This window comes from Amycolatopsis sacchari, from assembly GCF_900114035.1.
GTDB classification, from domain to species: Bacteria; Actinomycetota; Actinomycetes; order Mycobacteriales; family Pseudonocardiaceae; genus Amycolatopsis_E; species Amycolatopsis_E sacchari.
This window is the reverse complement of record NZ_FORP01000017.1, coordinates 29,693-46,334: the sequence shown is the minus strand read 5'-3', so window position 1 is coordinate 46,334 and position 16,642 is coordinate 29,693. Positions and strand designations below refer to the sequence as shown.

The following is a 16,642-nucleotide window of genomic DNA, read 5'->3' as shown; positions in this document are numbered from 1 at the left end:
TTCCCTTCCTAGCGCGTGGCGGCGGCCACGGCGCCTCGCAGCTCGTGCCACCGGGCGGGCCCGGCGAGTCCGAGGTGGTACAGGTGCAGCTCCCCGGCGCCGGCCTCGCGCAGCCTCCCGGCGTACGCGTGCAGGTCCGGCGACGGCCCCAACGCGGTCACGTACGCGCCGATTCCCACTGACGACGGTAACCGAGACTTCGCGGTGGCGACGAGCCGCTCGCCGGGCTGCCAGCACGGCAGCACGACGGTCGCGACCTCGTCGGCGGCCGTCGGCGTCAGCCCGGGCAGCGCGCCGGTCGCCCACGGGTCGAGGTCACCGTGCAGCGCGACCGGGGCGTCGACGCGCTCCAGCACGGCGTGCCGCAGCGCGTCGGTGGCCTTGTGCCGCGCTGCCAGCAGTTCCGACGGCGGTTCGTCGGTGGCCGTCAGGTCGCCGGAGGCGATCAGGCGGACGACGTCCTCGCGGAAGCCGGGATCGACCCCGCACGCCTCACAGCAGCACACCGACAGCAGCCGCGCGACCGCCGGCGACCACACGGCGTCGGTTTTCTCGTGCTGGCACTGGTGTACGACGCCGAGCTGGCCACACGCTTCGAGGATCACCGACGACACGGGCAGCCCGGCCAGCGCCTCTTCGACCAGCGTCGCCGCGTACGCCCGCACTTCCTCGTGCGAGGGGCACAGCGCCCACGGGTACCGCTCCCCGAAACAGTTGCGCACGGTCAGTTCGGGAAAGCGCTCTCCCAGCAGGGAGTTGTGCGTCAGCACGAGCCACGCGGCGGCGGGGATCCCGGCGTCGGCGAGCAGTGCGACGGCTTCGCCCGCGCTGTCCGGCGAATCGACCCAGTCCGGCGTCGCGGGCACGAGCCTGCCCCACACGCCCTCACGCACCGGCCGGTAGAAGGCGGCGTGCCGCGCATGTACCGCACTGCCGGTGCGAGACCACGGTGTGGCGGCCCGCGCTGAGTGGTACGAGACCGCCACAGCCACTTCGTCCACGCCCAGTTCCCGTACGCGGTCGAGGAATCCGGGCGTGGTGACGTCCCACGGGTAGGCGTAGGCGACGACCCTCATCCGGCCTCCCGTGGTTCACATTCCTGAACGAGTTCGCTGATGCGAATGCCGTCCGGAAACGCTAGTATGACGCGGGTTACAAGTCAACGGAGGGGACGCATGGCGGAACCAGCCGCACTCGGGGGTGAGCAGGCGGGCGTGAAGTCGGCCCGGCGCACGGTCGAGCTCCTGGAGACGTTCGCCGCGGAGGACGCCTGGCTGTCGCTGTCGGACCTGCACGCGAGGACGGGTTTTCCCCGCTCCAGCCTGCACGGGCTGCTGCGGACGCTGTACGAGGCCGGCTGGCTCGAAGCCGATCCGGCGACGGCCCGGTACCGGCTGGGCGTGCAGGCGCTGATCTGCGGCACGGCGTACCTGGACCGCGACCCGGCGATCCCGTACGCGACGGAGGCGCTGGAATCGGTGCGGGAGCGCACCGGGTTCACCGCCCACTACGCGCGTCGCAACAGCGCCGAGGTCGTGTACCTGGAGACGCGCGAGTCCCGGAACTCCACGCACCTGGTGTCCCGGGTGGGACGCACGCTGCCCGCGTACGCGACGGCGCTGGGCAAGGCGCTGCTGGCGGAGCTGACGCCGGAGGAGATCGCCGGGCTGCTGCCGGGCGAGCTGCCCGCGCTCACGCCGCGGACGATCACCGACCTCGACGACCTGCTGGCCGAGTGCGAGCTGACGCGGGAGCGCGGCTTCGCCTCGGAGACCGAGGAAGGCACGCCCGGGGTGCGCTGCGTCGCGGCGGTGGTGCCGTACCGCATCCCGGCCACGGACGCGATGAGCTGCTCGATCCCCGTCGGCCAGGTCACCGACGACGAGGCGATGCGGGTGGGGGAACTGCTGGCCGAGACCGCGGCCGAGCTGGGGCGGCAGCTGCGCCGCGCCGGGATCCGTTGAGAGGAGCAGCATGCGCGTACTGATCACGGGCGCCGCCGGTGGCGTCGCCACCCTGCTGCGTCCTCGGCTCCGCCGGCCGGACCGGGTGCTGCGGCTGCTGGACATCACCGCGCCGGAGCCCGAGGGCACCGACGAGGTGCTGACGGGTTCGGTCACCGACGCCGGTGTGATGGCGGAGGCGTGCCGTGACGTGGACGCGGTGATCCACCTGGGCGGGCACAGCCGCGAGAACTCGTGGGCCGAGACGCTGGACGTGAACATCAACGGCTCGCAGGTGGTGCTCGACGCGGCGCAGCGGGCGGGGGTGTCCCGGGTGGTGCTGGCGTCGAGCAACCACGCCGTGGGTTTCCGGCGGGTGACGGAGGCGCTGCCCGCGGACTCGACGCCGCGGCCGGACACGTTCTACGGCGTGAGCAAGGCGGCGATCGAGGCGCTGGGCAGCCTGTACCACTCGCGGTTCGGGATGGACGTGATCTGCGTGCGGATCGGTTCGTGTTTCGAGCGGCCGCCGGGTGTGCGGGGCCTGTCGACGTGGCTGTCCCCGGACGACGCGGGTCGGTTGTTCGAGGCGTGCCTGACGTGCCCTTCGCCGGGCTACCGCGTGGTGTGGGGTGTTTCGGCGAACACGCGCCGCATCTACTCCCTCGCCGAGGCGGAGGCCCTGGGCTACCGCCCCCTCGACGACGCCGAGAAGTTCGCCGCGGAGATCACCGACCCCGCCCCCACGGGCGACGCGGCGCGCTACGTGGGCGGCCCCTTCACGACGACGCCGCTCGGAGAGCCGAACTAGCGGTCGCTCAGCCTGGCAACACAGGAGAGGCCAGCCAAGCGTTGAACCAGTCCCCCAGCGGCTGCCCGGCCACGGCCGAAGCGTGCGCCAGGAACTCCTCCGTCGTCACGGTGCCGTGCCGGTGTTCCTCGGCCCACGACCGCAGCACGGCGAAGAACGCGGCGTCCCCGACGAGCCCCCGCAGGGCGTGCAGCGCCAGCGCACCCCGCTTGTACACGCGCTCGTCGAACAGGTTCGCCTCGCCCGGGTCGGCGAGCACGAGGTCCTCGGGCAGCGAGGCCACCCGCTTCCGCCACTGCGCGGCGAGGGCGTCCGTCGACGGCCCACCGGACTCCGCCGACCACAACCACTCCGCGTACGTCGCGAAGCCCTCGTTGAGCCAGATGTGCCGCCAGTCCCCGATCGTCAGGCTGTTGCCGAACCACTGGTGCGCCAGCTCGTGCGCCACCAGCCGTTCGAAACCCCGCTTCCCGTCGACGTGGTTGCTGCCGAAGACCGCCATCCCCTGTGCCTCGACGGGGTCCTCCAGCTCGTCCTCGGTCACGACGACGACGTACTCGCTGAACGGGTACGGCCCGAACAGCCGCGAGAACAACGCGGCCATCTCCGGCTGCCGCGCGAAGTCGTAACGCGCCGCGGGGACGAGCGAGCGCGGCACGGCCAGCCGTTGCGACTCCGGGAAAGCCAGGTCCTCGTACCGTCCGATTTGGACACTCATCAGATACGTCGCCGTCGGCTCGCGGCGCTCGTACACCCAAGTCGTCGTACTGGCCCCGCCCCGCCGCGACACCAGGTCACCGGTCACCAGCACCGCGTACGCCGAGGACGTCGTCACCGAGACCCGGTACGACGCCTTGTCCGACGGGTGGTCGTTGCACGGGAACCACGACGGCGCCCCGATCGGCTGGCTCGCCACCAGCACCCCGTCGGTCAGCTCGTCCCAGCCGATGTCGCCCCAGCGGCCGCCGACGGGCTTCGGGTTGCCCGAATACCGGATCTCCACGGTGAACTCGCCGTGCACCGGCCGCGCTGGCTTCACGCTCAGCTTCGTCCCGCTACGGGAGAACTTCGCGGCCCGGCCGTCGACGTGCACCCCGGCGACCTTGAACCCGGAAAGGTCGAGTGTGAAGCGGGACAACGGCTCCGGCGCGAAGGCGGCCAGCTTCGCCCGCGCCGACAGCCGGTTCGGCCCGATCTTGTAGTCCAGTTCGAGGTCGTAGTGCCCGACCCGGTAGCCCTCGTTGCCGTGCGAGGGCAGCGCCGCCCTCACCACGCCGAGATCGGGTTCCCGAGCCAGCGCGTGTCGGCAGGCACCGCGTCCCCACGCGTCACCAGTGACCCCGGGCCGATCGTGGTCCGCGCACCGATGCTCGCGCCGGGCAGGACGATGCCGTGCGGGCCGAGGGTCGCGCCCTCGGCGAGGGTCACCTCGCTCATGCTCATGATCCGATCGTGGAACAGGTGCGTCTGCACGACACAACCGCGGTTGACCGTCGCGCCGTCGCCGAGCCGGACCAGGTCCGCCTCCGGCAGCCAGTACGTCTCCAGCCACACCCCGCGCCCGATCCGCGCGCCCATCGTGCGCAGCCACAGCGGCAGCAGCGGGGTGCCGCCGAGCCGGCCGACGAGCCACGGCACCGCCAGTGCCTCGACGAACGTGTCGGCCAGCTCGTTGCGCCACACGAACGAGCTCCACAGCGGGTGGTCGACCGTGCGGAAACGTCCCACCAGCAACCACTTCGCGGCGGTCGCGAGCCCCGCCGCGACCAGCCCCGCGCCCAGCAGCAGCACCGGCGCGGCCAGCACGGCGGCCCACAGCCCGGCGGTCGTCCACGCCCAGCCGAGCCCCGTGAGCACCAGCACGACCAGCGCGACGGCGCACATCACCGGCACGATCCGGCACAGCTCGACGGCGGCCCGGGCGAGCTTCAGCTTCCGCGGCGGCCGGTAGGTGCGGCTGGAGTCGGCGACCTCCACCGCGCGTCGCAGCGGCATCGGCGGCATGCCGAGGTACGACGAGCCCTTCTTCGCCTTGCGCGGCGCGGACGACAGCACGCCCACCAGCCCGCGCTTGGGCACCGCGCGCCCGGGCGCGGTGATCCCGGAGTTGCCGAGGAACGCCTGCTTGCCGATGCGCGCGGGCGCGACGTGCAGCCAGCCGTGCCCGAGTTCGTAGCTCGCGACCATCGTGTCGTCGGCCAGGAACGCCCCGTCGTCGACCTTGGTCATCTTCGGCAGCGCCAGCACGGTCGAGATCTCGGCGTCCCGGCCGACCTTCGCGCCGAGCAGGCGCAGCCACACCGGCGTGAACAGGCTGGCGTACAGCGGGAACAACGCCGTGCGCGCCAGGTCCATCAGCCGCTCGGTCGCCCACACCTGCCAGGCGAGCCGTCCGTGCACGGGGTGGTAGCCCTCGACCATGCCGACGCCGAGCGCGCGCACGCCGGCCAGCACCAGCAGCGCGTATGTGACGAAGTACGCGACGGTCGCGAGCGGGGTGACCGCGAGCATCGCGCCCACGGACGGCGCGGCCCAGGCGACCAGCGCGATCCCCGGCACCGCCGCGGCCGCGGGCAGCAGGCCCAGCAGCACCGACGTCGCCTCGTACGTCCAAGCCCAGCGCCTCGACCGCGGCGGGCGGCTCGACGGCCAGCGCAGCGCGCCCTTGCCGCTGCGCACCGCGGGCGAACCCGCCCAGCGCTGCCCCGCGGGCACGGCGCCCCGCACGGTCGAGCCCGCCGCGATCTCCGCGCCCTTGCCGATCCGGGAGCCGGGGAACAGCGTGCTCCGCGCGCCGACCCTGGCGCCCGCGCCGACGCGGATCTTGCCGATGTGCACGAGATCGCCGTCCACCCAGTGCCCGGACAGGTCCACCTCGGGCTCGATCGCCGCACCCCGGCCGAGCTTGAGCAGGCCCGTGACCGGCGGCGGCGAGTGCAGGTCCACGTCGTCGGCGATCTTCGCGCCCAGCGCCTTCGCGTAGTGCGTCATCCAGGAGGCACCGGAGATCCCGGCCGCGCCGCTGAACTCGGCCAGCTTCTCCGCCGCCCACAGTCGCAAGTGGACACTGCCACCACGGGGGTAGCTGCCGGGCCGGAGCCCGCGCAGCAGCAGCCGCGCCCCGCCGGCGGCGATCCCGATCCGCCCGGCCGGGCTGAACAGCACCAGCCACGCGGCCACCAGCGACCACCACGGCACGGACGGCGCCCACGCGGCACCTGTCGCGGAGAGCACAGTGGACAGTGCGGCGGCGATGGTGGTCCAGCGCAACCCCACGAGCACCAGCAACGGCACCATCAGCAACGCCTGCACGACACCCGCGCGACGGGGCGTCGCCCGGATCTCGCGGCGGGCGGTCTCGGTCTCGCCGAGCCCGTCCAGCAGCGCGGCGAGGCCGCCCAGCGTCGGGTGCTGGTAGATGTCGCTCACGGACACCTGCGGGTGCCGGGTCCGGATGCGCGCGATCAGCTGCGCGGCGGTGAGACTGCCACCGCCGTGCGTGAAGAAGTCGGCGTCGGCGTCCGCGGGCGACACGCCGAGGATCTCCGACCAGCCCTCGGCGAGCCAGCGCTCGGTCGCCGACAGCCCATCAGCGTCCACAGTGGACAACGGCCACGGCAGCGCGGCCCTGTCCACCTTGCCCGAGGTCCGCGTGGGCAGCCCGTCCACCACCGCCAGCAGCGGCACGAGCGCGGCGGGCAGGCGGTCCCGCAGCGACGCGGTGGCGGCGTCGGCGTCGAACTCGCCGGACGGCACGACATACCCGACGAGGACCTGGTTGCCCGCCTTGGTCTTCCGGATCGCGGCCGCGGCACCGGCGACACCGGGAAGCGCTTGCAGCGCGGCGTCCACCTCGCCCAGCTCGATGCGGCGGCCGCCCAGTTTGACCTGCTCGTCCGCGCGGCCGAGGAACAGCAGCCCCTCCGGCTCCGCCCGCACGACGTCACCGCTGCGGTACGCGCGGGACCAGCCCAGCGCGGGCAGCGGCGCGTACTTCTCGGCGTCCTTCACCGGGTCCAGGTAGCGCGCCAGCCCGGCGCCACCGATCACGAGCTGCCCGGTCTCCCCCATCGGGACCGGCTCGTCGTGCTCGTCCACCACGGCGAGCTGCCAGCCCAGCAGCGGCAGCCCGATCCGCACCGGACCGTCACCGGTCAGCGGCGCGGCACACGCGACGACGGTCGCCTCGGTCGGGCCGTAGGTGTTCCACACCTCGCGGCCCTCCACGGCGACGCGCTCGGCCAGCTCCGGCGGGCACGCCTCGCCGCCGAAGATCAGCAGCCGCACGTCCTCCAGCGCCTCGGCCGGCCACAGCGCGGCCAGCGTCGGCACGGTCGAGACGATCGTGATGCCCTGCGCCACCAGCCACGGGCCCAGGTCCACGCCGGTGCGCACGAGCGACCGCGGTGCGGGCACCAGGCACGCGCCGTGCCGCCACGCCAGCCACATCTCCTCGCACGAGGCGTCGAACGCGACCGACAGCCCCGCCAGCACCCGGTCCCCGGGCCCGATCGGCTCGTCGGCCAGGAACAACCCGGCCTCGGCGTCGACGAACGCGGCCGCCGCGGAGTGCGGTACCGCCACGCCCTTCGGCTTGCCTGTCGAACCGGAGGTGAAGATGATCCACGCGTCATCCGCGGGGCCGGGAACGCCCGGCGCGCCGGACGGCGCGGCGTGGCGGGTCAGCGTGCCGCCGTCGGTGAGCACAGCGCACACGCCGGCCTCGCCGAACACCAGCTCCGCGCGCTCGTCCGGGTCGTCGGCGTCCACCGGCACGTACGCCGCACCCGCGGCGAGCACGGCGAGGATCGCGACGTACAGCTCGGCGGTGCCGGACGAGATCCGCACGCCGACCCGGTCACCGACGCCGACCCCGGCGTCCGCGAGCCGCTGCCGCAGCGCGTCGACCTCCTCGGCGAGCCTGCGGTAGCTGAGCACCCGCTGCCCGTCGTCGAGGGCGTCGGCACCGGGGTGGCGCGCGACGGTTTCGGCGAAGACGTCGAGCAGGGTGCGCTCGGCGGCGGGCAGGCCGGTCCGGAACAGCGCTTTCGGCCGGGTGTCGAGGGCGGGCAGGGACGTTTCCAGCGCAGGCAGCAAGGCCCGTCACTCACCTTTCGGAACAAGTCGGGCTTGCTCTCCTGCGGTGAGGCGCCCGGTGCGACCGTCCAGTTTACCGGAAGGTGAACTCAAGATCGCGGGGCGGTCACTTGCCCTTCTTGCCGCGGGCCTTCTTCTCGCGCACCCGGACGTTGATCCGCACCGGGCTGCCCTCGAAACCGAAGCGCTCGCGGAACTTCCGCTCGATGAAGCGGCGGTAGCCCGCCTCCAGGAAACCGGTGGTGAACAACACGAGCGTCGGCGGCCGGATCGCGGCCTGCGTCGCGAACAGCACCTTCGGCTGCTTGCCGCCCCGCACGGGCGGCGGGGTGGCCGCGATCAGCTCCGACAGCCAGCTGTTGAGCTGCCCGGTGGACACGCGGCGGTCCCACGACTCCAGCGCCGTGCGCAGCGCCGGGGCGAGCTTGCGCACCGAACGCCCGGTCAGCGCGGAGATGTTCACCTTCTGCGCCCACGGCACACGCACCAGGCCGCGGTCCAGTTCCCGCTCCAGCTGGTGCCGCCGGTCCTCGTCGACGAGGTCCCACTTGTTGAACGCCAGCACGCACGCGCGCCCGGCCTCGACGACCATGGTCAGCACCCGCAGGTCCTGTTCGGACAGTGGTTCGCTCGCGTCCAGCAGCACGATCGCGACCTCGGCGGAGTCGATCGCGGCCTTCGTGCGCAGCGACGCGTAGTACTCGGTGCCGCTCGCGGTGTGCACGCGCTTGCGCAGGCCCGCGGTGTCCACGAACCGCCACGTCTGCCCGTCCAGCTCGACGAGCGAGTCCACCGGGTCGACGGTCGTGCCCGCCACCGAGTCGACGACCGAGCGCTCCTCGCCGGTGAGCTTGTTGAGCAGGCTCGACTTGCCCACGTTCGGCTTGCCGACGAGCGCCACGCGCCGCGGCCCCGCCGTGCGCTCGCCGTCCCGCGGCGCTTCCGGCAGCGCCTTGACGATCGCGTCGAGCAGGTCGCCCGAGCTGCGGCCGTGCAGCGCGCTGACCGGCATCGGCTCGCCGAGACCCAGCGACCACAGCGACGCCACGTCGGGTATCAGCCGGTTGTCGTCCACCTTGTTCGCGGCCAGCAGCACCGGCCGCTTGGACCGGCGCAGCACCTTCGCGACCGCCTCGTCCGTCGTGGTCGCCCCGACGGAGGCGTCCACGACGAGCAGCACCGCGTCCGCGGTGGCCATGGCCAGCTCCGCCTGCGCCGCGACCGCGCCCTGCAGCCCGCTCGCGCCCGGCTCCCAGCCACCCGTGTCGACCACGGTGAACCGGCGGCCGTTCCACAGCGCGTCGTAGGCCACACGGTCCCGTGTCACGCCCGGCACGTCCTGCACGACGGCCTCGCGCCGCCCCAGGATGCGGTTGACCAGCGTGGACTTGCCCACGTTGGGACGGCCGACCACCGCCAGCACCGGCTGGGCCAGCAGCGTTTCCTCGTCGGCCGCCGCGTCCTCGACCTGCGCGTCGAGCGCGGCGAACTCGGCCTCGTCCGACCAGGAGCCGTCGGCCCCGTCTACCTCTGTCATGCCTTCGCTTTCTCTGTCCGCGCCCGCTGGTCGTCCAGCTCGCGCACGAGCGCGGCGAGTTCGCCGCGCACCCTTTCGGTGGCTTCGGTCAGCCCGGTGCGGCCCTTGCCGACGTCGAGCCGGAACGGCTCCCCGACCAGCACGTCCACCCGGGGCCGGAAGCGGCGCCCGCTACCAGGCGGCCGTCGCGTGCCGCGGACCGCGACCGGCAGCACCACGGCGTCCGCGCCCCGCAGGAGCCACGCCGCGCCGCGCTCGGCCGTCGTCACGTCCCCGTCGCCCCGCGTGCCCTCGGGGAACACCCCGACGAGCCCGCCTTCGCGCAGGATCCGCGACAACGTCAGCAGCGGCGCCCGGTCGGGTTCACCCCGGCGGACCGGCACCTGGCCGATCCGCCGGAGGAACCACCCCACGGCCCCTGAGAACATCTCCTCCTTGACGAGGAACACCGAGCGCCGCGGCAGCATTCCGAAGATGAGCTGCGGTTCGACCATCGAGCTGTGGTTGGCGACGAGCAGCACCCCGCCGGTGCGCGGCACGCGCTCCAGCCCGCGGATCCGGATCCGGTAGGCGGGCCGGAACAGCACCTTGCCCAGCACCCGGCTGAAGTCGTGCAGCCTGCCGGACGCGCCTTCGGGCAGGCCCGTGGCACTCACCGCGTGGCCTCCGCGGCGCAGTCGAGCAGCCCGCGGTGGTCCGCCAGCTCCCGCAGCGCGACGATCACCTGGTCGATCTCCAGTTCCGAGGTGTCCAGGTGCACGGCGTCCTCGGCGGGCCGCAGCGGCGACGCGGCGCGGCTGGAGTCCAGCCGGTCGCGCCGGTCCACCGAGGCGCGGGCGTCGGCCTGGCTGCTCTCCCGGCCGGCGGCGGTGTCCTGCGCGCTGCGGCGCGCGGCGCGGACCTCGGGCGAGGCGGTGAGGAAGACCTTGAGCGGGGCGTCCGGCGCGACGACCGTGCCGATGTCCCTGCCCTCGACGACGATGCCACCGACGACGGCCAGCACCTCGTCGATGATCCGGCGCTGCCGGGCGACCAGCAGCTCCCGCACGGCGGGCACGGCCGACACCGGCGACACGGCGTGGTTGATGTCGTTGCCGCGGATCGCGGCGGACACGTCCTCCGCGCCCAGTGCGACGCTCGGCCGCTCCGGGTCGGTGCCGACGCTGAACTCCGTGTCCTTCGCCACCGCCGTCACGGCCGCGGCGTCGGCCGGGTCCACGCCCGCGCGCAGGACGGCGAGCGTGATCACCCGGTACATCGCCCCGGTGTCGAGGTAACCGGCACTCAGGCGCTGGGCGAGCTTGCGCGCGACCGTGGTCTTCCCGGTCCCGGACGGACCGTCCAGCGCGACCACTCCCCGTAGGGCTCCCGCTCCCACTGCTCTCCTCGCCTCCCGAAGCCGTTGCACACCGCCTGCCATTCTGCCTGGCTGGCGGCTGCTTCCCCCCACCGGGCCGAAACGGGCAAAACAGGTAGCGTGGGTAGGCGTGAACGTGGAAGTGACTCCCCTCCCCGGCATCGGGGTGCGCAAGGACTTCGCCATCCGCAACGGCCGGCGGGTGGGCGTGGTGACGCACCGCGACGGGCAGATCGAGCTGATCGTGTCCAAGTCCGACGACCCCGACGCCTGCCTCGCGTCGCTGCCGCTGACCGTCGACGAGGCGGGCGCGCTGGCGAACCTGCTGGGCGCGCCCCAGCTCGTCGCGCAGCTGACCGAGGAGCACCGCGAGGTGCCCGGCATCAACACGCGGCAGCTGCCGATCAAGGCGAACGCGCCCTTCGACGGCAGGACGCTCGGTGACACCGCGCTGCGCACGCGCACCGGCGTGTCCGTCGTCGCGGTGATGCGCGCCGGGCAGGTGCACCCGTCCCCCACGCCGGAGTTCACGTTCACCGCGGGCGACCTGCTCGTGGCCGTCGGCACCGCCGAAGGCCTCGAGAACGCCCAGAAGATCCTGAAGAACGGATAAATGGACCACACCGCGCTCTCCCTCATCGAACTCGGCGCCGTCTTCTTCGCACTCGGCGTGCTCGGCAGGCTCGCCGGGCGCGTCGGCATGTCGCCCATCCCGCTGTACCTGCTGGGCGGGCTCGCCTTCGGCCAGGGCGGGCTCATCCCGCTGCAGGACATCGGCGGTTTCACGCACCTCGCCAGCGAGATCGGCGTCGTGCTGCTGCTGTTGCTGCTGGGGCTGGAGTACTCGGCGGCCGAGCTGTTCACCGGCCTCAAGCGCTCGTGGCTGGCCGGCGTGCTGGACATCGTCCTGAACGCCGCGCCGGGGGCACTCGTCGCGCTGCTGCTGGGCTGGGGTGTGGTGGGCGCGATGGTGATGGCGGGCGTCACCTACATCTCCTCCTCCGGCATCATCGCGAAGGTCCTCGGCGACCTCGGGCGGCTCGGTAACCGGGAGACGCCGGTCGTGCTGTCGATCCTGGTGTTCGAGGACCTGGCGATGGCGCTGTACCTGCCGATCCTCACCGCCGTGCTCGGGGGCGTGAGCCTGCTCGGCGGCATGGAGGCGGTGGGCATCTCGCTGCTGGTGATCACCGTGGTGCTGGTGATCGCGCTGAAGTTCGGCCGCTACGTCTCGGCGATCGTCGACTCCGACGACCGCGAGGTGTTCCTGCTCAAGGTGCTGGGCGCGGCGCTGCTCGTGGCGGGGCTCGCGTCGGCGATGCAGGTGTCGGCCGCGGTGGGCGCGTTCCTGCTGGGCATCGCGATCTCCGGGTCCACGGCCGAGAACGCCACGCACCTGCTGGAGCCGCTGCGGGACCTGTTCGCCGCGGTGTTCTTCGTGGTGTTCGGGCTCAACACCAACCCCGCGTCGATCCCGCCCGTGCTGGGCTGGGCGGTGGTGCTGGCGGTCGTCACGACGGCCACGAAGGTGGCCACGGGCTGGTGGGCCGCCCGGCGCCAGGGGGTCGGGAAGCTGGGCCGCGCCAGGGCCGGTGCGGCGCTGGTGGCGCGGGGCGAGTTCTCGATCGTGATCGCGGGCCTGGCGGTGACGGCGGGCGCGGTGACCGACGAACTGGCGGCACTGGCCACGGCGTACGTCCTGCTGATGGCGATCCTCGGCCCGACGGCGGCCCGCATCGTGGAGCCGATCGCCAAGGCGCTCCAACGCAAGGCGACGCGCACGGAGACCGCGACGGCGAGCTAGCCCCGGCCGCCGCGGGAGAGGACGATCGGCAGGAGGAGACCGGAAGGAGCCGCGTCATGTCCGTGCAGTTGAACCACACGATCGTCGAGGCCACCGACCGGCGGGCCACCGCCACGTTCTTCGCGGAGATCCTGGGCCTGCCGGAACCGAAGCCGTACGGGCCGTTCCTCGTCCTGCAGACGGACAACGAGGTCTCGCTCGACGTGGTCGAGGTCGACGGGCCCGTGCACCCGCAGCACTACGCGTTCCTCGTCAGCGAGGACGAGTTCGACCGCATCTTCGAGCGGATCACCAGCAGGAGCCTGGAGTACTGGGCCGATCCGTTCCGCAGGCAGGCGGGCGAGATCAACCACAACGACGGCGGCCGCGGCGTCTACTGGGCCAGCCCCGACAACCACCAGCTGGAGATCATCACCCGCCCCTACGGCGGCTGAGCCTCACTCCGCCGCGAGCACCTCGAGGATCTGCTCGCCGTACCGGGCGAGCTTGTTCTCCCCCACGCCGCTGACCCCGCCGAGCTCGGCGAGGGTCGACGGCCGCTGGGTCGCGATCTGCCGCAGGGTCGCGTCGTGGAATACGACGTACGCCGGGATACCCTGGTCCTTCGCCGTCACGGCACGCCATTCCCGCAGCCGCTCGAACAGCGGCGCCGCCTCGGCGGGCAGGTCCGCGGCGGCGGTCTTCGGCTTCGCCTCGCGCGGGGCGCGTTCGCGCTTCACCTCGCGGCGCAGGCGCACCTCGCGTTTGCGGCCCAGCACCTCGCCGCTCGCCTCGGTGAGCACCAGCGTGCCGTAGTCGCCCTCCACGGCGAGCAGGCCCTGCGCCAGCAGCTGCCGGATGACCCCGCGCCACTCGCCCTCGCCCAGCTCCGCGCCGACGCCGAACACGGTCAGCTCGTCGTGCCGGTGCTGCGTGACCTTCGGGGTGCGCTTGCCGAGCAGGATGTCGATGATCTGCCCCGCACCGAACTTCTGCCGCCGCTCGTGCTGCAGCCGGTACACAGTGGACAGGAGTTTCTGCGCCGCCACCGTGCCGTCCCACGATTCCGGCGGCGCGAGGCACGTGTCGCAGTTGCCGCACGGCTCACCGGACTGCCCGAAGTAGTTCAGCAGCTGCACGCGGCGGCAATTGACGGTTTCGCACAGCGCCAGCATCGCGTCGAGGTGCGTGCTCAGCCGACGGCGGTGCGCCGCGTCGCCCTCGGAGGTGTCGATCATCTTGCGCTGCTGCACGACGTCCTGCAGCCCGTACGCCAGCCACGCGGTCGACGGCAGCCCGTCCCGGCCCGCGCGGCCCGTCTCCTGGTAGTAGCCCTCCACGGACTTCGGCAGGTCGAGGTGCGCCACGAACCGCACGTCCGGCTTGTCGATCCCCATGCCGAACGCGATCGTCGCGACGACGACCAGCCCGTCCTCGCGCAGGAACCGCGCCTGGTTGGCCGCACGCGTCCGCGAATCCAGCCCCGCGTGGTACGGCAGCGCCGGGATCCCGTTCTGCACCAGGAAGTCCGCCGTCTTCTCCACCGACGCGCGCGACAGGCAGTAGACGATGCCCGAGTCCCCCGCGTGCTCGGTGCGCAACAGCTCCAGCAGCTGCTTCTGCGGGCTGTTCTTCGGCACGATCCGGTACTGGATGTTGGGCCGGTCGAAGCTCGCCACGAAGTGCCGCGCCTCGGTGAGGTTCAGCCGCGTGGCGATCTCCGCGTGCGTCGCCTCCGTCGCGGTGGCCGTCAGCGCGATGCGCGGGATGTCCGGCCAGCGCTCGTGCAGCTCGGACAACGCGAGGTAGTCCGGCCGGAAGTCGTGCCCCCACTGGGAGACGCAGTGCGCCTCGTCGATGGCGAACAACGCGACCTTGCCGCGGCCGAGCAGCTCGGCGGTCGACTCCAGCCGCAGCCGCTCCGGCGCGAGGTAGAGCAGGTCCAGCTCACCGGCGAGGAACGCCTGCTCGACCTCGCGGCGCTGCTGGTGGTCCTGCGTCGAGTTCAGGAACCCGGCCCGCACGCCCAGCGCGCGCAACGCGTCCACCTGGTCCTGCATGAGCGCGATCAATGGCGAGATCACCACGCCGACGCCCGGCCGCACCAGCGACGGGATCTGGTAGCACAGCGACTTCCCGCCGCCGGTCGGCATCAGCACGAGGGCGTCGCCGCCGCCGATGACGTGCTCGACGATCGCCTCCTGCTCACCCCGGAAGGAGTCGTAGCCGAAGACGCGCCGCAGCACGCCGAGTGCCTCGGTTTCGGTGGAAGTCACCCGGCGATGGTAGCGGCGGCCACCGTCAGAGGTTGACCGCGCGGTAGAGGCTGCCGACCTCCTGGCGGGTCAGGCGGCGCAGGGTGCCGGGCTTCTGGCTGCCGAGCTGCACCTCGCCGACCGCCGTGCGCACGAGGCTGCGGACCGGGTGGCCCACCTCGGCCAGCAGCCGCCGCACGATGTGCTTGCGCCCCTCGTGCAGCACCACCTCGACCAGGGAGCGCCCGGCCTGCATGTCCTTGACCCGGAACGCGTCGACCTTGACCGGCCCGTCCTCCAGCTCGACGCCCGCGCGCAGCTGTTTGCCGAGGCCGCGCGCGACGAGGCCGTCGACCTCGGCGAGGTAGGTCTTGGGCACGTGGTAGGAGGGGTGCATCAGGCGGTGCGCGAGGTCGCCGTCGTTGGTGAGCAGCAGCAGGCCCTCGGTCTCGGCGTCCAGGCGGCCCACGTGGAACAGCCGCTCGGCGCGGTCGCGCACGTAGTCGCCGACGCAGGGGCGGCCCTGCTCGTCGTCCATGGTGCTGTGCACGCCCTTGGGTTTGTTGAGGGCGTAGTAGACGAGGTCCTCGCGCAGGATCACGCGCGTGCCGTCGACGTGGATGACCGCCTTGTCGGGGTCCACGCGGCGGCCGAGTTCCCGCACGGTCTTGCCGTCGACGCTCACCCGGCCCTGCACGATCAGTTCCTCGGCGGCGCGCCGCGAGGCGACGCCCGCCTTGGCCAGCACCTTCTGCAGGCGCACGCCTTCGGGTGATTCGTCAGATGTCATCGATCGCGTCCACTTCCGGTAGCAACGGGGCGATCGGGGGCAGGTCGTGCAACGACGCGAGCCCGAGCCGCTCGAGGAACAATTCTGTGGTGACATACAGGGTGCCACCCGTCTCCGGGTCGGTTCCGGCCTCCTCGATCAGACCGCGGGCGAGGAGGGTGCGGATCACGCCGTCGACGTTGACGCCCCGCACGGCCGCGACGCGCGAGCGCGTGACGGGCTGGCGGTAGGCGATGACGGCGAGCGTCTCCAGCGCGGCGCGCGTGAGCTTGGAACGCTGGCCGTCGAGGAGGAGCTTCTCGACGAAGGGGGCGTAGGTGTCCCGGGTGAAGAACCGCCACCCCTCGCCGACGCGTCGCAGGTCGATGCCGCTGCCCCGGGCGGTGAGGCGTTCGGACATGGTGCGCAGGGTCTGCGCCACGCGCGAGACCGACTGGTCCACCGCCTCGGCGAGCGACTCCTCACTGGCAGGCGAGTCGACGACGAGCAGGAGCGCCTCCAGTGCCGCCTCGAGGGCCTCGTCGGAGGTGAGATCGGGGGACCGGTCGAGGGTGAAGGTGGTGTCCTCGGGGGTGTCGTCGGGGGTGTCGTCGTCTCCGGGGTTGGCTTCGGTGGGCAGGGCGGCTTCGCCGGGCACCTCGCCCGGTTCGGGGGCTTCGCCAGGGGCGGGGGCTTCGGCCGGTTCCGCAGCTTCGGGCGGCTCGGAGGCTTCGCTGGGCATGGCGACTTCGCCGGACGCGAAGGCTCCGGCCGATTCCGCAGCTTCATTCGGCTCCGAGGCTTCGCTGGGCAGGATCGCCTCGGCGGGCTCGGTCGCCTCGCCGTGACCGGTCGCTTCGGTCGGCTCGGAGGCCTCCGCCGCCGCGCTCCGCTCCGCGAGCGCCCCGCCGGGCGCCGCCGCCTGCGCAGCCTCCGCCTCCGGCCCCCGCTCCGCGGGGTCGGCACCGGCCTCTGCCTCCGCCTCCGTGCCAGGCGCCGCAGCGTCCGCGCCGCGCGCCTCCGGCCCAGCCTCGTCGCGCCGTTCTGCGGGCGCCATGGGCGCCCCGCCAGGCGCCGCCTCGCGCCGCTC

14 protein-coding genes are annotated in these 16,642 nt (G+C 72.9%); 5 read left to right on the top strand and 9 right to left on the bottom strand.

From position 1 onward, the window contains the following. Positions 1–8 precede the first annotated feature (8 nt). Entirely contained in the window at positions 9–1,076 is a 1,068-nt protein-coding gene (locus BMZ92_RS25010) for a hypothetical protein (RefSeq protein ID WP_091512137.1), read from the bottom strand. Between the two features lie 99 nt (positions 1,077–1,175). Here BMZ92_RS25010 and BMZ92_RS25005 point away from each other — a divergent pair, with 99 nt between their 5' ends. Both BMZ92_RS25005 and BMZ92_RS25000 read left to right on the top strand, forming a co-directional pair. Next, the gene (locus BMZ92_RS25005) at positions 1,176–1,964 is read left to right on the top strand and encodes an IclR family transcriptional regulator (RefSeq protein ID WP_091512136.1); all 789 of its coding nucleotides are present in this window, start codon (positions 1,176–1,178) and stop codon (positions 1,962–1,964) included. A 10-nt stretch (positions 1,965–1,974) separates the two neighbouring features. Further along, the gene (locus BMZ92_RS25000; protein ID WP_091512133.1) at positions 1,975–2,754 is read left to right on the top strand and encodes an NAD-dependent epimerase/dehydratase family protein; all 780 of its coding nucleotides are present in this window, start codon (positions 1,975–1,977) and stop codon (positions 2,752–2,754) included. A 7-nt stretch (positions 2,755–2,761) separates the two neighbouring features. Here the strand turns inward: BMZ92_RS25000 and BMZ92_RS24995 are convergent, their stop codons facing one another. From BMZ92_RS24995 to cmk, 5 genes are all read right to left on the bottom strand, one after another. Then, positions 2,762–4,027 (bottom strand): M1 family metallopeptidase, encoded by a 1,266-nt coding sequence (locus tag BMZ92_RS24995; protein ID WP_245783237.1) that lies wholly within the window; start codon positions 4,025–4,027, stop codon positions 2,762–2,764. Continuing rightward, the gene (locus BMZ92_RS24990; protein ID WP_091512132.1) at positions 4,021–7,851 is read right to left on the bottom strand and encodes a Pls/PosA family non-ribosomal peptide synthetase; all 3,831 of its coding nucleotides are present in this window, start codon (positions 7,849–7,851) and stop codon (positions 4,021–4,023) included. Before BMZ92_RS24990 ends, BMZ92_RS24995 begins: the two co-directional genes overlap by 7 nt. 106 nt (positions 7,852–7,957) lie before the next feature. After that, positions 7,958–9,388, bottom strand: coding sequence for a ribosome biogenesis GTPase Der (der, locus tag BMZ92_RS24985; RefSeq protein WP_091512130.1), 1,431 nt, complete (start codon positions 9,386–9,388; stop codon positions 7,958–7,960). Next, complete coding sequence (locus tag BMZ92_RS24980) at positions 9,385–10,044, bottom strand: lysophospholipid acyltransferase family protein (protein ID WP_091512128.1); 660 nt, start codon at positions 10,042–10,044, stop codon at positions 9,385–9,387. Before BMZ92_RS24980 ends, der begins: the two co-directional genes overlap by 4 nt. Then, complete coding sequence (cmk, locus tag BMZ92_RS24975; RefSeq protein ID WP_091512126.1) at positions 10,041–10,742, bottom strand: (d)CMP kinase; 702 nt, start codon at positions 10,740–10,742, stop codon at positions 10,041–10,043. The genes BMZ92_RS24980 and cmk overlap by 4 nt, the downstream gene beginning before the upstream one ends. A gap of 133 nt (positions 10,743–10,875) precedes the next feature. Between cmk and BMZ92_RS24970 the strand changes: the two genes are divergently transcribed. Genes BMZ92_RS24970 through BMZ92_RS24960 form a run of 3 tightly spaced genes read left to right on the top strand, consistent with a single transcriptional unit; the run spans position 10,876 to position 12,983 of the window. Continuing rightward, positions 10,876–11,358, top strand: coding sequence for a cation:proton antiporter regulatory subunit (locus BMZ92_RS24970; RefSeq protein ID WP_091512124.1), 483 nt, complete (start codon positions 10,876–10,878; stop codon positions 11,356–11,358). Beyond that, positions 11,359–12,549: a cation:proton antiporter gene (locus tag BMZ92_RS24965; RefSeq protein ID WP_091512122.1), complete on the top strand. Its 1,191-nt coding sequence runs from the start codon at positions 11,359–11,361 to the stop codon at positions 12,547–12,549. It begins immediately after the preceding gene. Between the two features lie 56 nt (positions 12,550–12,605). Continuing rightward, on the top strand, positions 12,606–12,983 hold the full coding sequence (locus BMZ92_RS24960) for a VOC family protein (RefSeq protein WP_091512119.1): 378 nt from the start codon (positions 12,606–12,608) through the stop codon (positions 12,981–12,983). Positions 12,984–12,986: 3 nt separating this feature from the next. Here BMZ92_RS24960 and recQ read toward each other — a convergent pair whose 3' ends face one another. From recQ to scpB, 3 genes are read right to left on the bottom strand one after another with little or no spacing between them, the layout of a single operon-like run. Beyond that, a complete protein-coding gene (gene recQ, locus BMZ92_RS24955; RefSeq protein ID WP_091512117.1) occupies positions 12,987–14,804 on the bottom strand; it encodes a DNA helicase RecQ in 1,818 nt (605 codons plus the stop codon). Positions 14,805–14,829: 25 nt separating this feature from the next. Then, positions 14,830–15,573: a pseudouridine synthase gene (locus BMZ92_RS24950; protein WP_091512115.1), complete on the bottom strand. Its 744-nt coding sequence runs from the start codon at positions 15,571–15,573 to the stop codon at positions 14,830–14,832. After that, on the bottom strand, positions 15,563–16,294 hold the full coding sequence (gene scpB, locus BMZ92_RS24945; protein WP_091512347.1) for an SMC-Scp complex subunit ScpB: 732 nt from the start codon (positions 16,292–16,294) through the stop codon (positions 15,563–15,565). Before scpB ends, BMZ92_RS24950 begins: the two co-directional genes overlap by 11 nt. Positions 16,295–16,642 lie beyond the last annotated feature (348 nt).

Coding starts and splice junctions, on each gene's coding strand:
- BMZ92_RS25010 (WP_091512137.1), bottom strand. CDS start 1,076: ATGAGGGTCGTCGCCTACGCCTACCCGTGGGACGTCACCACGCCCGGA.
- BMZ92_RS25005 (WP_091512136.1), top strand. CDS start 1,176: ATGGCGGAACCAGCCGCACTCGGGGGTGAGCAGGCGGGCGTGAAGTCG.
- BMZ92_RS25000 (WP_091512133.1), top strand. CDS start 1,975: ATGCGCGTACTGATCACGGGCGCCGCCGGTGGCGTCGCCACCCTGCTG.
- der (WP_091512130.1), bottom strand. CDS start 9,388: ATGACAGAGGTAGACGGGGCCGACGGCTCCTGGTCGGACGAGGCCGAG.
- BMZ92_RS24965 (WP_091512122.1), top strand. CDS start 11,359: ATGGACCACACCGCGCTCTCCCTCATCGAACTCGGCGCCGTCTTCTTC.
- BMZ92_RS24960 (WP_091512119.1), top strand. CDS start 12,606: ATGTCCGTGCAGTTGAACCACACGATCGTCGAGGCCACCGACCGGCGG.
- BMZ92_RS24950 (WP_091512115.1), bottom strand. CDS start 15,573: ATGACATCTGACGAATCACCCGAAGGCGTGCGCCTGCAGAAGGTGCTG.
- scpB (WP_091512347.1), bottom strand. CDS start 16,294: ATGCCCAGCGAAGCCTCCGAGCCGCCCGAAGCTGCGGAACCGGCCGAA.